This window comes from Tenacibaculum profundi (genome assembly GCF_057162725.1).
The window spans coordinates 1,595,743-1,611,908 of sequence record NZ_CM169894.1 but is presented as its reverse complement, the minus strand read 5'-3'; the positions used below and the strand labels follow the sequence as shown (position 1 = coordinate 1,611,908).

12 protein-coding genes are annotated in these 16,166 nt (G+C 32.4%); 6 read left to right on the top strand and 6 right to left on the bottom strand.

Translation table 11 applies throughout. The annotated features are described in order from the left end of the window. Positions 1–447: 447 nt before the first annotated feature. From AC2GW8_RS06550 to AC2GW8_RS06530, 5 genes are all read right to left on the bottom strand, one after another. Complete coding sequence (locus AC2GW8_RS06550; RefSeq protein WP_440881967.1) at positions 448–663, bottom strand: hypothetical protein; 216 nt, start codon at positions 661–663, stop codon at positions 448–450. 979 nt (positions 664–1,642) lie between these two features. Then, on the bottom strand, positions 1,643–3,451 hold the full coding sequence (locus tag AC2GW8_RS06545) for an acyl-CoA dehydrogenase FadE (protein WP_440881966.1): 1,809 nt from the start codon (positions 3,449–3,451) through the stop codon (positions 1,643–1,645). A 167-nt stretch (positions 3,452–3,618) separates the two neighbouring features. Further along, positions 3,619–4,809 (bottom strand): acetyl-CoA C-acyltransferase, encoded by a 1,191-nt coding sequence (locus tag AC2GW8_RS06540; RefSeq protein WP_440881965.1) that lies wholly within the window; start codon positions 4,807–4,809, stop codon positions 3,619–3,621. Between the two features lie 4 nt (positions 4,810–4,813). After that, positions 4,814–7,219, bottom strand: coding sequence for a 3-hydroxyacyl-CoA dehydrogenase/enoyl-CoA hydratase family protein (locus AC2GW8_RS06535; RefSeq protein WP_440881964.1), 2,406 nt, complete (start codon positions 7,217–7,219; stop codon positions 4,814–4,816). A 13-nt stretch (positions 7,220–7,232) separates the two neighbouring features. Then, complete coding sequence (locus tag AC2GW8_RS06530) at positions 7,233–7,691, bottom strand: MarR family winged helix-turn-helix transcriptional regulator (RefSeq protein WP_440881963.1); 459 nt, start codon at positions 7,689–7,691, stop codon at positions 7,233–7,235. Positions 7,692–7,966: 275 nt separating this feature from the next. Between AC2GW8_RS06530 and AC2GW8_RS06525 the strand changes: the two genes are divergently transcribed. The 4 genes from AC2GW8_RS06525 (at position 7,967) to AC2GW8_RS06510 (ending at position 12,552) form a co-directional block, all read left to right on the top strand. Then, a complete protein-coding gene (locus AC2GW8_RS06525) occupies positions 7,967–8,896 on the top strand; it encodes an ABC transporter ATP-binding protein (RefSeq protein ID WP_440881962.1) in 930 nt (309 codons plus the stop codon). 4 nt (positions 8,897–8,900) lie between these two features. Next, entirely contained in the window at positions 8,901–10,223 is a 1,323-nt protein-coding gene (locus tag AC2GW8_RS06520; RefSeq protein WP_440881961.1) for an ABC transporter permease, read from the top strand. A gap of 86 nt (positions 10,224–10,309) precedes the next feature. Then, complete coding sequence (locus AC2GW8_RS06515; protein WP_440881960.1) at positions 10,310–11,131, top strand: mechanosensitive ion channel family protein; 822 nt, start codon at positions 10,310–10,312, stop codon at positions 11,129–11,131. A gap of 257 nt (positions 11,132–11,388) precedes the next feature. After that, the gene (locus tag AC2GW8_RS06510; protein ID WP_440881959.1) at positions 11,389–12,552 is read left to right on the top strand and encodes a sigma-54-dependent transcriptional regulator; all 1,164 of its coding nucleotides are present in this window, start codon (positions 11,389–11,391) and stop codon (positions 12,550–12,552) included. A gap of 46 nt (positions 12,553–12,598) precedes the next feature. Here AC2GW8_RS06510 and katG read toward each other — a convergent pair whose 3' ends face one another. Further along, on the bottom strand, positions 12,599–14,818 hold the full coding sequence (katG, locus tag AC2GW8_RS06505) for a catalase/peroxidase HPI (protein ID WP_440881958.1): 2,220 nt from the start codon (positions 14,816–14,818) through the stop codon (positions 12,599–12,601). A gap of 280 nt (positions 14,819–15,098) precedes the next feature. On the opposite strand from katG, the gene AC2GW8_RS06500 reads away from it, so the two are divergent. Then, positions 15,099–15,740 (top strand): peroxiredoxin, encoded by a 642-nt coding sequence (locus tag AC2GW8_RS06500; RefSeq protein WP_440881957.1) that lies wholly within the window; start codon positions 15,099–15,101, stop codon positions 15,738–15,740. 114 nt (positions 15,741–15,854) lie between these two features. Beyond that, positions 15,855–16,163 (top strand): thioredoxin family protein, encoded by a 309-nt coding sequence (locus AC2GW8_RS06495; protein WP_440881956.1) that lies wholly within the window; start codon positions 15,855–15,857, stop codon positions 16,161–16,163. The last annotated feature ends 3 nt before the right edge of the window (positions 16,164–16,166 follow it).

Here is a 16,166-nt window from a genome sequence, read left to right as displayed (position 1 = left end):
ATTTTCACTACTTTATTAGTTCATGTAAATTTTTATTTTCGCATTTATAATTGTCAAATTCAAGATGATCTACTCCTTTAAGCCATTAACCAATGCGATATATTATAGCTTAATTTTTATTATTCTTTAGATAAAGGAGAGTTTTAAATCAAATGAATTTATATCGTATATTATCCAGACTAAATTTTTTATTTAAAACTGTATACCCCAATGGATGAGAATAAACTTTATTATCTCATTAATCATTGTACAGAGATGGAATAGTAGTTTGATTAACCTTATTGTTGTTTCCATAACCTTACTAATACATAGATTTTAAAAAAATCATGTTTTGCATATTCGTTTTAACTTGGCTACTTCATTTAAGTTTGGTTGTGTGAAGAAATGAACAGTGTAACCTCTTTTTAAGAAAAAACAATTGATTGGAAATTAGTGCTAGTTATTATTTTACTTATCAGATTCGTTAAACCAAAAGTTTAATATTTGTGCAATAGCTCCAGTTAAAACACCCAGTAAAATATTAATTTCACCTATAAGAGAGTTTTCTCCTTTTTGCATATTAAAAGTGTCACTTACTTCCACAGTAAGTACTATTACTATAAGGACCAAATACCCTATTAAAAATAATAGACTTAATATAAATTGTATTTTTCTTATACCCATATCTATAATCGTATTATCTCAAAGCAAACCGTTTTATGTCTTAACTTTTTGATTATTAATAGTATCTCTTTTTAATTAAGTAATAGTCGCTTTGGATTACACGTCAAAGATAATATATTAACTGCCCTGTTTTAATTTTATTGTTTCAATTGTCGAAATATAATGTTGATTGGTCGAAATATAATGTTGATTGGTCGAAATATAACGTCATTTTGTCTATAAGACTATTTGGTGATTTAATAAACCAAGATCATTGTAAAACATACCTTAGAAGAGAGTTTAACATATTTAATTTTACTTGTTGAATTAGTTCAACAAGTAACTTTAGCATGCAGCTTTTATTTTGATTTATGAACCCATATAATCAAAATAACTTTTTATACAAATAAATACACTTGTAAACAGGTAGTCAGTCTATACTTTGATGAAAAAACAGTATACAAAATAAAAGAACTCAATAAGGTAATCTAAATTATAGTTGTTTGTTATTCTTCAAGATGAACCTATTTTAAACTTGAGATGGTTTAAATAACTAAATAGTTGAAGATTCAATAAATAATAGAATAGTATTTCAGCCAATTATTTTTGGAGATTATGTTAGTATGGTGCTGGATAGCTGTATTTAATTAGGTTAAAAAATACTATGACCTAATTAGGAGGGCAATACTATTTATTCATAGAGCTATCAATAGGTAGCTGTAATTCAAGCAAATTATTATAAATACTGGAGTTATTGTGGAGACTAGTGTTGTGTACTCTTCCTTGAAACTAGAGGGGTAAATGTTTTATAGAATTGTTGAAAATATAAGAAATATCGATAAAATTGAAAACAGTTCGGAGTAGAAAATTGTTTTAACAATGTAAGGTTATTAAATAATAAAAGACCGTTAAGTAATAACGGTCTTTTAAACAAACAACTAAATTCTAAAACCTATAAAAAGTTGAAGAAGATTTTATAGTTCATCTCTGAACTAATATTTTAGAAGCAATATTTATTTTCTGCTTTCAGTTTTTCTGCAATTACATTACGTAATTCAACTACATTAGGATAATTCGTATATTTTGTAAAGCGTTTTAAGCCCATTAGCATCATACGTTGTTCGTCTCCTTCAGCAAATGAAACAATCCCTTCTTTGGCGTTTTTATTTATGATATCTACAGCGTTATATAAATATAATTGAGCCATGGCAATCTGTTCTTTTTGAGATTCTTCTCCAAAACGCTTTGCATTTTTTTCTGTTCTCAAAATTCCTGACTCGGCCATATATATTTCAATAAGTATATTAGAAGCACACATTAATAGTTGCTGATTTTTTTCTAGATCTGGTCCAAACTTTTGGATTGCAGAACCAGCAACCATTAAAAATACTTTTTTAAGTTTTGATACGATTTCCTTTTCTTCAGCAAACAATTCAGAATAATCAGGAGTATCGAATGAAGGAATTCCCATTAATTCATCAGCAACTTTCATTGCAGGATTAAGAAGATCTACGTGTCCTTTCATGGCTTTTTTTACTAACATACCTACTGAAAGCATTCTATTGATTTCGTTAGTACCTTCATAGATTCTTGCAATTCTAGAGTCTCTCCAGGCAGCTTCCATTGGAGTCTCTTCAGAGAATCCCATTCCACCATAGATTTGAATACCTTCATCTGAACAATTTTGGACATCCTCAGAAACTGCTACTTTCAAGATAGAACACTCAATAGCATACTCTTCGACACCTTTCAATTCAGCTTCTTGATGAGAATTTCCTTCAGACTCTCTGATTGCAATTCTATCTTCAATATCTTTTGCAGCTCTATAAGATGCTGATTCACCAACATAGGCGCTAGTTGCCATTTCTGCTAATTTTGATTTAATCGCACCAAATTCAGAAATCGATGTTTTAAACTGTTTACGTTCGTTAGCGTAATTTACTGCATCACTTGTTATTCTTCTTTGTGAATCTATACATGCAGCCGCCAGTTTAATTCGACCAACATTTAGTGCGTTCATGGCAATTTTAAATCCACCACCACGTTCTGATAACATGTTTTCAACTGGAATTAGTGTATCATTAAAAAATACCTGACGAGTAGAAGAGGCTCTAATACCAAGCTTATGTTCTTCTTCACCCATAGTTACGCCATTAGGGTTGTCTTTATCGTATTCAAGGATAAATCCAGTAATATTCTTATCATTCTCTATGCGAGCAAAAACAATGAAAATCTCTGCAAATCCTGCATTTGATATCCACATTTTTTGACCATTGATTTTGTAGTGCTTACCATCTTCGGTAAGTTCAGCGGTAGTTTTTCCAGAATTGGCATCAGAACCTGCTCCTGGCTCAGTTAAACAGTACGCTCCAAATTTTTCACCAGCGGCTAATGCAGGAACATATTTTTGCTTTTGTTCCTCCGTACCGTAAAGAGTAATAGGCATTGTACCAATTCCTGTATGAGCACCAAAAGCAGTACTAAAAGAACCTGTTCCACTTGAAATATAATCACAAGTTAACATAGTAGAAACAAATCCCATACCAAGTCCACCGTAAGATTCTGGAACTGCTACCCCTAAGAAACCTAACTCACCTGCTTTGCGCATTGTTTCTTCAGTTAAAGCATAATCTTTAGCTTCAAAACGATTTTTATGAGGTATAATTTCTCTATCATTAAATTCTTTTACTGCATCCCTCATCATGGTTTGCTCTTCCGAGAAATCTTCAGGGGTAAATACATCTTCACATTTGGTTTCTTTTACTAGGAATTCTCCTCCTCGTAGTATATCTGTTTTTATTTCTGACATAATTTTTTATGCTTTTTTCTCGTAATGAGTACTTAGCAGATAACTAACGAATCAATAAAACATGAATTTGTTATGTTAATCATATGCTAATGTGTATCTCTGTTACTATTTTTTATTAATTAAATTAAAAGTACCGTGCTGAAAATAACACTCATTTATCATTACTATTATGTTAAGAATTCGAAAATCCCTGCGGCACCTTGTCCAGTACCAACACACATAGTTACCATTCCATATTTATTATTCATGTTACGTTTACGCATTTCGTCAAGTAGTTGTACCGAAAGCTTACCTCCTGTACATCCTAAAGGGTGACCTAATGCGATTGCACCTCCATTAACATTAATAAGTTCTGCATTTAAATCCAATTCTCTTATTACTGCTAAAGATTGAGAGGCAAAGGCTTCATTTAGTTCTATTAATTCAATATCTTCCTTTTTAAGTCCTGCTTGCTTTAATGCTTTAGGGATAGCAGCAACAGGCCCTATTCCCATAATTCTCGGGGGTACTCCAGCGGCTGCATAGCTAACCATACGTGCTTCTGGTTCAATATTTAACTCTTTGACCATCTCTTCACTCATAACCATAACGAATGCAGCACCATCACTAGTTTGAGAAGAGTTTCCTGCTGTTACTGAGCCGTTTGCAGCAAAAACCGGACGTAATCTTCCTAATGCTTCGACATTTGTTCCTTTACGAGGCCCTTCGTCTTTAGTAACTGTATAATCTCTTGTAGCTTTTTTTCCATTGTTATCGATATAAGTTTCGTTAACTTTGATAGGAACTATTTGGTCTTGGAATCGATTTTCTTCTAGCGCTTTTAGAGCTTTAACATGAGATTCGTATGCAAATTTATCTTGATCTTCTCGCGATACATTATATTTTTGAGCTACAGCTTCAGCTGTATTACCCATTCCCCAATAATAATCTTCATGTCCTGAATTAACAATGTCGTAATTTAATTCAGGCTTAAAACCTGTCATAGGAACAGAGCTCATACTTTCTGTACCTCCAGCAATAATACAGTCAGCCATACCAGATTGTATTTTTGCTACAGCCATACTTATGGTTTCTAAACCAGAAGAACAAAATCGATTAACAGTTACACCAGGCACGTCAACAGAATCTAGGCCAATTAAAGAAATGATTCGGGCCATATTTAATCCTTGAGAGCCTTCAGGCATAGCGTTTCCAACAATAACATCATCAATTCGTTTAACATCAAAATCAGGTAATTTATCCATCATGTATTTGATGGTTTCAGCAGCCAACTCATCAGCTCTTTTAAATCTAAATACACCTTTTTTCGACTTACCTACTGCGGTTCTATATCCTTTTACTATATATGCTGTTTTCATTTTCTTAGTTTCTTAATGGTTTACCTGTTTTTAACATGTGTTGAATGCGCTCTAACGTTTTACGCTCTGTAGTTAAACTTAAGAAAGCTTCTCTTTCGAGATCTAATAAGTATTGTTCAGAAACTTTCGCAGGTTCTGATAAATCTCCTCCAGCCATTACATAGGCTAGTTTATTGGCAATTTTTTGATCGTGCTCAGAAATGTATTTTGAGGCATTCATTGAGTCTGTACCCACAAGGAACATTCCAAGAGCTTGTTTTCCAAGTACTAAAACATCTTTTCGCTTTACAGGTTGTGTATATCCTGATTCGGCTAATAATAACGCGTGCTTCTTTGCTTCAGCAATTTGTCGGTCTTTGTTAACTACAACAACATCCTTTCCTTTTTGAAGTAAATTAAAATCATATGCTTCATAAGCAGAGGTAGCTACCTTTGCCATTCCTATAGTTAAGAAGTGCTCTTGTAACACGTTCAACTGAACATCACCTTGATGGAATAAATCTTGAGCTCTTAAAGCCATTTCTTTTGATCCACCTCCACCAGGAATAACACCAACACCAAATTCAACAAGTCCGATATAAGTTTCAGCAGCAGCTACTACTTTATCAGCATGAAGGGATAACTCACAACCCCCTCCTAATGTCATACCGTGTGGAGCTGCAATAGTAGGAATAGAAGAATAACGCATACGCATCATGGTATCTTGGAAATACTTGATAGCCATATTTAATTCATCGTATTCTTGCTCTACAGCCATCATGAAAATCATTCCAATATTTGCTCCAACAGAGAAATTAGCATCTTGATTACCTACAACGAGTCCTTGAAAATCTTTTTCAGCTAAATCAATAGCTTTATTTAATCCAGCTAAAACATCAGCACCAATAGTATTCATTTTGGATTGGAATTCACAGTTTAAAATTCCATTACCTAAATCTTCTATTACAACACCAGAATTTTTGAAAACTTCTTTAGTCTTTCTAATGTTATCAAGGATAATGAATGAATCTTGACCAGGTTTTTTTACTTGTTCTTTTTTGGTGACATCATAATAGTATGTAGCACCGTTTTTAACTGAATAAAAAGAAGTTTCTCCTTTACTAACCATGTCAGATACCCAAGAAGCAGGCTCTTTTCCTTCAGCTTTCATTAGCTCAATACCTTTTTCAACTCCTACAGCATCCCAAATTTCGAAAGGTCCATTTTCCCATCCAAATCCTGCTTTCATAGCGTCATCAATACGGTATAATTCATCCGAAATTTCTGGAATTCTATTTTGCACATAAGCAAACATTGCTGCAAAATTTTTACGATAGAATTCACCTGCCTTATCTTTACCTCCAACTAAAACCTTGAAACGATCTATAGGCTTGTCAATATTTTTTGTCAATTCTAAAGTCGCAAATTTGGCTCTTTTTTTCGAACGATATTCCATCGTTTCTAAGTCAAGAGATAAAATTTCTTTTTTACCTTCTGCGTTAACTGATTTTTTATAAAAACCTTGTTTAGTTTTACTCCCCAACCATTTATTTTTCATCATGATTTTTATAAACTCAGGAAGTTTAAAAAGATCATGGGCTTCATCTTCAGGACAATTTTCATGAATGCCATTTGCTACATGAACCAGAGTGTCTAACCCAACAACATCAACAGTTCTAAAAGTAGCGGATTTTGGACGGCCAATAACTGGGCCTGTCAATTTATCTACTTCTTCAATTGTTAACCCGAGTTCTTTTACTTGATGAAATAAAGATTGAATTCCGAAAATTCCAATTCTATTTCCTATGAAGGCAGGTGTATCTTTCGCAAGAACAGATGTTTTGCCTAAAAATTTAGAACCATAATCCATCAAGAAATCTACTACTTCTTGTTTACAATCTGGTCCAGGTACAACCTCAAATAGCTTCAAATACCTAGGAGGGTTAAAGAAGTGGGTTACAGCAAAATGTTTGCGAAAATCTTCACTTCTTCCTTCGTTCATAAATTTAATAGGTATTCCCGAAGTATTCGTTGAGACAATAGTGCCAGGTGTACGATATTTTTCAACTTTTTCAAATACACTTTGTTTAATATCTAACCTTTCTACAACGACTTCCATAATCCAATCAACATCTTTGATTTTATGGAGATCATCTTCTAGGTTACCCGTTACTATACGGTCAGCAAATTTTTTACTGTATATAGGAGATGGCTTTGATTTTAAGGAAGTAGATAAAGCATCGTTTACAATTCGATTTCTAACTATTTTGTCTTCTAGAGTTAATCCTTTTGCCTTTTCTTTGTCGTTTAGTTCTCTCGGTACTATATCGAGTAATAAAACTTCTACGCCAATATTGGCAAAATGACAAGCAATTCCAGATCCCATAATTCCAGACCCAATAATTGCAACTTTCTTAATTCTTTTTGTCATTTGGTTTGTCATTTTATACAGCTTCGTTATTTACATTATTATACACTAACTTTTCTGTTATGAGTTTGTTTATAGTTTTTGTTACTTTGAAAAAACTGTCCAGTTCTTTTTCTGTTATAAATTCTCGTACTTTATTATTAAATTGATATACATGCCCTTTAGAAACTTTACGCATTTCCTTACCAAAATCAGTAAGCTTAATAATCACGCTTCTACCATCGTTAGGGTTTTTTATTCTGCACACCAAGCCTTTGTCTTCCATTGTTTTAAGTAGTCTAGAAAGACTTGTTGGTTCCATTCCCATTAAAGGGCCTAAAGAAGTCGAGGGAGTTCCTTCAGTAAAATCAATATTAAGTAAAGCAAAGGCGGTAGCCATAGTGGTATTATGTTTCGCGGCTTGCTCATTATACATCTTAGCAACTGCTTGCCAAGTTGCCCTTAATTGATGATCTATCGATTTGTTTTTATTCATACAAATTCAAAGATATAAAAAATATACTATGCACGCATAGTATATTGAAAAAAATTATGCACGCATAGTATTTTAAATAATAAAAATTATAAATGATGGTTGAATTTAGTAGATAGCTATTTTTAAAACTTAAAAAGGACTCCTGGAAAATGGATACATAAAATTGCTGTCTAACATTTTTAAATTTTGTCGATATTGTAACATTTCGAATAAAAAGACTACCTATTAAATGGCTTAATAGCTATTTTGAGTTTTAGGTAAAAATATATAAGTTGATGAGTAATTTTTTAGAAATTAGTAATTTATTTAAGTATTATGATGGTTATACTGCATTAAATAATATTTCCATTAATATCCCTAGGGGGAGTGTTTTTGGGTTATTGGGACCAAATGGTGCAGGGAAAACTTCTTTAATTAGGATCATAAACCAAATAACAATGCCAGATAGTGGTTCAGTTATACTAGACGGAGAACCTCTAGCTCCACATCACGTTGAGAAAATAGGTTATTTACCAGAGGAAAGAGGCCTGTATAAAAGTATGAAGGTCGGGGAACAAGCTTTATATTTGGCACAGTTAAAGGGGTTGTCTAAGTCTGAAGCTAAGAGTAGATTAAAATATTGGTTTGATAAATTTGATATTGGAGCTTGGTGGGGAAAGAAAATAGAAGAACTATCTAAAGGAATGGCACAAAAAGTGCAATTTATTGTTACTGTTTTGCATCGTCCAAAACTATTGATATTTGACGAACCTTTTTCAGGTTTTGATCCGATTAATGCCCAAATAATAGCAAAAGAGATTTTGCAATTAAGAGATGAAGGCGCCACCATTATTTTTTCAACGCATAGAATGGAGAGCGTAGAGGAAATGTGTGATCATATAGCATTAATTAATAAATCAAATAAAGTGCTTGATGGTAAGCTAGTTGATATAAAAAAACAATTTAGAACAAATACATTTCAAGTAGGGGTTAACACAAATAGCTCCGTTGAATTGGAAAGCTTATTAAGAGAAAAATTCAAAGTAAGTCCTGCTGATTTTACTACTGTAAATGAAGGGTTAAAGCTAAATGTAAAACTTAAGAAAGGAGATTCTCCTAATGATCTACTATCATTTTTAATTAATAGAGGAGAGGTACATCATTTTGTAGAATTAATTCCAAGTGCCAACGACATATTTATTGAGGCCGTAAACAAAAATAGCTAGTTAAATGAAAAAATTAAGATTAATAATTAAACGCGAGTTTATCGCTAAAGTGCGAAATAGATCTTTTATTGTCATGACTTTTTTAAGTCCCTTAATTATGATAGGTATGGGCTTTTTAATATTCTTTTTAATGAAAAAGAATGATGAAAAAGTAAAAAAAATTGTTTTTGTAGATGAGTCAGGTCTTTTTAAAGAGAATGTTTTTATCAATACAGAAACCATAAAATACCAAGACTTTACTAAGTTAGGTTTGAGCGATTCTAAAGAAAAGGTGAAGAATGGTGATTTTTACGGAGTATTACACATTCCAAAATTAGATAGTTTGGAAGTATTAGCTAATTCCGTTGAGTTTTTTTCAAAAGACACACCAAGTATGACTATTATCTCTTCACTAGAAGGAAAAATAGAACGTAAAATTAGAAATGAAAAATTAACGAAATTTGGAATTGATCTTGAAAAAATTAAGGCATCTAGAATTTCTTCGGATATCAAAATGTTTGACTTTTCAGGAGAGAAATCATCAAAGCTAAAGAATGGACTTAAAATAGGAATAGGGGCAGTTGCAGGGTATCTTTTAATGATGTTTGTAATGATTTATGGAACCTCTGTAATGAGAAGTGTTATTGAGGAAAAAACAAGTAGGATTATCGAGGTAATTGTTTCTTCTGTAAAACCTTTTCAGTTGATGATGGGAAAAATCATAGGAAATGCTTCGGCAGGATTACTTCAATTTATCATTTGGGGAATACTGTTTTTGATATTGAGTACGGTTCTTTCTGTTGTGTTTGGAATGAATTTTATAGAAATGCAATCGACTAAAGTATCACCCGAGCAAATAAAAGTGATGACAGAAGCTACTGTAGGTAAGGGAGAAATAATCCTTCAAGAATTTTTTAGGTTACCTCTATTAAAGTTATTTTTATTATTCATATTCTATTTCTTAGGAGGATATGCTTTGTATAGTTCGTTGTTTGCGGCAGTTGGAGCAGCAGTTGATAATGAAACGGATACGCAGCAATTTATGATGCCAATTATGCTTCCATTAATTTTAGCAGTATATGTTGGTTTCGCTACAGTAATAGAGAATCCGCATGGACCAATTTCAATAATATTTTCTTATATACCTTTAACTTCACCAATTGTTATGTTAATGCGTGTACCTTTTGGTGTAGCTTGGTGGGAAATCGTATTGTCCATGTTATTACTAGTGCTAACTTTTTTATTTGTTGTTTGGTTAGCTGCTAAAATATATAGGGTAGGTATCTTATCTTACGGAAAGAAACCTTCGTATAAAGATTTATGGAAATGGATTCGGTATAGCGGATAATTTTAACTCCGAAATATAAATAAATATATAAAGCAGTTCTGTTTTTCATAGAACTGCTTTATTTTTGATGCTTAAATAATTTTGTCGTGGAGAAACTCAATAAAATACTGGATTATACTTTTAACATTAGTAATGACATTAGTATAAACATTAGAGCAATATTAATTTTAATAATTGTTTTAATAATTGCTTCAATATTATTCAATTTTTTTAAAAAAATAGTAACAAAAAGATTACAGAGTGATGATGTAAATAAGTTCGATACAGTTTTTTCTTTTGCAAGTTGGTTAATGTATATCATTATTTTTTTGATAACATTAAGTTCTTCAGGAGTAAATGTAACAGCAATATTTGCAGCATCTGCGGCATTGTTAATTGGTGTTGGTTTGGCTTTACAAACATTTTTCCAGGATATTATATCTGGAATTTTCATTATTATTGATCAAAGTGTTCATGTAGGTGATGTCATTGAATTAGATGGAAAGGTAGGCAGAGTAGAGGAGATAAAATTAAGAACGACAAGAGCGGTTACGATTGATAATAGAGTTCTTATTATACCGAATCATAAATACTTAACTAATAGTCTTTTTAATTGGACGCAAAATGGAACCATAACGAGAGAGAGTATTACTATAGGGGTGGCATATGAAAGTGATGTAAGTTTAGTGAAGAAACTTTTATTACAAGCAGCTATTGAGCACCCAAAAGTACTTAAAAAGCCAGAGCCTTCTGTCATTTTTGAAGATTTTGGGGATAGTGCTTTGCTGTTTAGGCTTGTATTTTCTATTAATGATAGTTTTCAAGCTGTAATTCCAAAAAGTGAGATACGTTTTAAAATTAATAAACTTTTTAAAGAACACAAGATTTCAATACCTTTTCCACAAAGAGATATACGTGTTATAAATTAAAAAATAACTTAATTTAACTGAAAGCTACTTTATTAATAGGCTTGAAATAAAATAATAAAAAGTTTATAATTAGATAATTCACGGAATTTCCAAATTAAACAAATACTTGTGTATTTTTATAAAAAAATAAGTTAATCTTTTGAAGGTTAACTTATATAAAAAGAGTTTGTCTAATTTTTGATTTTGGCATGGACTATGATTAAATAATTTAGATGTTTCAATTTAAATACATAAATTAAAAATATATTGATTATAATATGAGTAAAATTCTAATAATAGAGGATGAATCTGCCATTAGGAGGGTTTTAAAAAAAATTATATCGGAAGAAAATGATAGCTATAATGTTGAGGAAGCAGAGGACGGTTTACAAGGAATAGAAAAGATAAAAAGTAAGGATTATGATTTGATATTATGCGATATTAAAATGCCAAAGCTAGATGGTGTAGAGGTTTTGGAAAAAGTAAAAAAAATAAAACCAGAAATACCTATAGTTATGATTTCTGGGCATGGTGATTTGGATACAGCTGTAAATACAATGAGGCTAGGAGCTTTTGATTATATTTCGAAACCTCCCGATTTAAATAGACTATTAAATACGGTTAGAAATGCCCTTGACAAAAAAGAGTTAGTAGTAGAAAATAAGCGGTTGAAGAAAAAGGTAAGTAAGAGTTATGAAATGATCGGTGAAAGTAATGAGATAACTCATATTAAAGAAATAATAGAAAAAGTTGCAGCTACGGATGCTAGGGTTTTAATTACAGGACCCAATGGGTCAGGAAAAGAACTCGTAGCTCATTGGTTACATGAGAAATCGAATAGATCAAAAGCTCCCTTGATAGAGGTAAATTGTGCTGCAATTCCATCTGAGTTAATAGAAAGTGAATTGTTTGGTCATGTAAAAGGAAGTTTTACAGGAGCTAATAAGGATAGAGCAGGAAGGTTTGAAGCAGCCAATGGAGGAACAATATTTCTAGATGAAATTGGTGATATGAGCCTTTCTGCTCAAGCAAAGGTATTGCGTGCACTTCAAGAAAATAAGATATCGAGAGTAGGATCAGATAAAGATATAAAAGTTAATGTTAGAGTGGTAGCAGCTACCAATAAAGATCTTAAAAAAGAAATATCAGAGGGGAATTTTAGAGAAGATCTTTACCACAGATTGGCCGTGATTTTGATTAAAGTGCCTGCCTTAAACGATCGTCGAACTGATATACCTTTGTTAATTAAATTTTTTGCTGACAAAATAAGTAAAGAACAAGGAGTTCCTGTAAAAGAATTTTCAGAAGATGCTATAAAGTTACTGAAAGAGTATGATTGGACAGGTAATATTCGAGAGCTAAGAAATGTAATTGAAAGATTGATTATTCTTGGAGAGAAATCTGTGTCAGAAAATGATGTCAAATTATTCGCTAGTAAATAAAAAAAGTTAGAGGTTACATAACCTCTAACTTTTTTAATAAAAAATATTATAAATCAAAACGATCTAAATTCATTACTTTTTCCCATGCTTTAGAAAAGTTGTCAAGAAATTGTTCTTCACCATCATTTGATCCATATACTTCTGATATGGCACGTAGCTCTGAATTTGATCCAAAAATTAAATCCACTCTAGTAGCAGTCCATTTTATAGAGCCTGATTCAATGTCTTTTCCTTCAAAAATATCGCGATCATCTGTAATTGGTTTCCAGTCAATATTAGGATCTAAAAGATTTTTAAAAAAATCATTAGTTAAAAATTCATTTAGTTCTGTAAATACACCATGTTTTGATTGATCAAAGTTTGTATTCAAAACACGCATTCCCCCAATTAAAGCAGTCATTTCTGGTATGGTTAATTTTAATTGTTGTGCTTTATCTATTAATAATTCTTCAGCAGAAATATTGCGGTTTAATTTTTTGTAATTTCTGAAACCATCTGCAGATGGTTCTAAAACAGCTATTGATTCAATATCTGTTTGTTTCTGAAGGGCATCATTTCTTCCAGGTTTAAATGAAATAGAAATAGTGTGTCCCGCATTTTTTGCAGCCTTCTCGATTGCAATGGATCCAGCAAGAACAATTAAGTCAGCAATTGAAACTTTCTTGCCTTCTGATTGTTTTTCGTTAAACTTTTGTTGAATTTTTTCTAAAGTATTGAGGACTTTAGATAATTGAGGGGGATTATTTACTTCCCAATATTTCTGTGGAGTTAATCGAATTCGAGCTCCATTAGCCCCACCTCTTTTATCAGAACCTCTAAAAGTAGAAGCGCTGGCCCATGCAGTTGATACTAGCTCAGAGATAGATAGGTCACTCTCTAGAATTTGAGTTTTAAGTGTTTCAATGTCTTTGTTGTTAATTAATTTGAAATCAATCCTAGGTATTGGGTCTTGCCAGATTAAATCTTCGGCTGGTACTTCAGAACCTAGATAAAAAGGTTTTGGACCAAGGTCTCTATGTGTTAATTTAAACCAAGCTTTAGCAAATGCATCAGCGAATTTATTAGGATTTTCATAAAACATTCTAGAAATAGGAGCATATATTGGATCGAATTTTAATGCCATATCTGCAGTTGTCATCATGAGGTCTTGACTTTCAGATGCATTATGAGCTTGCGGCGCTTTTGGGGCTTTAGAGTTTTTAGCTGGTTTCCATTGATAAGCTCCCGCAGGACTTTTCGTTAACTCCCATTCATAACCAAATAAAACATTAAAGTAATCATTATCCCATTGAACGGGGTTTGGAGTCCAAGCGCCTTCAATACCGCTTGTTATTGTATCATTACCTTTACCAGTACCGAAGTTATTTTGCCAACCTAGGCCAAGTTCTTCAATAGGTGCACCCTCTGGCTCTCTACCAACATACTTATCTGGATCAGCTGCTCCGTGGGCTTTTCCAAACGTGTGCCCTCCAGCTACCAGTGCAACGGTTTCTTCATCGTTCATAGCCATTCTTCCAAAGGTCTCCCGTATATCCTTTCCCGAGGCAATTGGGTCGGGTTTTCCATTAGGCCCTTCAGGGTTTACATAAATTAACCCCATTTGAACTGCTCCAAGTGGGTTTTCAAGCTCTCTGTTTCCAGTATATCTTTGATCATCAAGCCATTTTGTTTCTTTTCCCCAGTAAATATCCTCTTCAGGTTCCCAAATATCTTCTCGACCTCCGGCAAATCCAAACGTTTTAAATCCCATAGTTTCAAGTGCCCTATTACCAGTATAAATCATTAAGTCTGCCCAAGAGAGCTTTCTACCATATTTCTGTTTTATCGGCCACAGTAGTCTTCTTGCTTTATCAAGATTACCGTTGTCAGGCCAACTATTTAAAGGAGCGAATCGAAGTGTTCCAGAGCTTGCACCTCCCCTTCCATCATGAATTCTATAGGTACCAGCACTATGCCATGCCATCCTTATAAAAAAAGGCCCATAATGACCATAATCGGCTGGCCACCAACTTTGAGAGTTGGTCATTAATAAATCAATATCTTTAGCAAGTTCTTTTAGATTTAGCTTTTGAAATTCTTTGGCATAATTGAAATCAATGTCCATAGGGCTTGATAAATAGCTATGCTGTCTTAAAATATTTAGTTTCAATTGGTTCGGCCACCAGTCTCTATTCGATGTTCCATGACCAGCTCCATGATTAAATGGTCCAAGTGAAAAGGGACATTTTCCTTTTCCATTAACTGAATGCGAAGTAGAATTTTCCATTTATATGTAATATTTAATAAGGTTAGAATTATTTAAAGTAAATAGCTTTATATTTTTTCGTACTTGGAATTAGTTTTGGTTTTTAAATTTAAATAATTGTTAAACAGTGACTTAATAAATTTCATAAAAAATAACAATTAAATACATGTTATTTTATCAATAAATTCTATAGTGCAATAGGAAAATATTTTTGATTTTACATAGCTAGAACTAATAAACAGAATAAATTTGTGAACTGTTAGACAAATTGTATTAATATTAATTTAAAAAAAATAAATAGATGGCAACATTAGTAGGTAAAAAATTTCCAAATTTAAACGTTGATGCAATGAACGAGATGGGAGACACGTTCAAATTAAATGTTTTAGAAGAGGCTGTAAAGAATAAGAAAAAAGTTGTGTTATTTTGGTATCCAAAAGATTTTACTTTCGTGTGTCCAACAGAACTACATGCTTTTCAAGCTGCTTTACCAGAATTTGAAAAAAGGAATACCATTGTAATTGGAGCCTCTTGTGATACTCCTGAGGTACACTTTGCATGGTTGAATCAGTCTAAGGATAATGGAGGGATCGAAGGTGTAACATATCCGTTATTAGCAGATAGTAATCGTAATTTATCTTCTATTCTAGGGATTTTAGATATAGCTAAAGAAACTTATGATGAAGAAACTGGAACAGTGCAAGTAGAAGGAGATAATGTTACTTACAGAGCTACTTATATTATAGATGAAGAAGGAACTGTTGTTCATGAGGGAGTTAATCATATGCCAATTGGTAGAAACGTAAACGAATATTTACGCTTAATTGATGCATATACTCATGTTCAAGAAAAAGGAGAGGTATGTCCAGCAAATTGGGAAGAAGGAAAGCAAGCGATGCAACCTAACGCAAAATCTACAGCAGAATACTTAGCTGTAAATTAAAAAAAATAGTTCGTGTTGGCTAAACAAACTGTTGGCACGAACTTTCTTTTCTAGCAGGTGCTTTTCCAAGTATTTGTAAAGAGTTCTACTCTAATAAAAAATAATAATAAAATTATGGTACAAGAATTAAATCAAGACAATTTGGATCAGATTGTTTCTGATAATGAAAAAGTAGTGGTTCAATTTTCTGCAGGATGGTGTGGAAATTGCAGAATAATGAAACCAAAATTCAAAAAACTTTCTTCAGAAAATGAAGGTGTGGCTTTTGTAGTTGCAGATGCAGAGAAATTTCCCGAAAGCAGAAAGTTGGCTAACGTTGATAATTTACCAACTTTTGCAACTTTTATAGGTGGAGAGCTAGTGAATCAAGTTCAAACTAATAAATTCGATGTTTTAAAAGATTTCGTAAATGAAGTAATTTAAGTT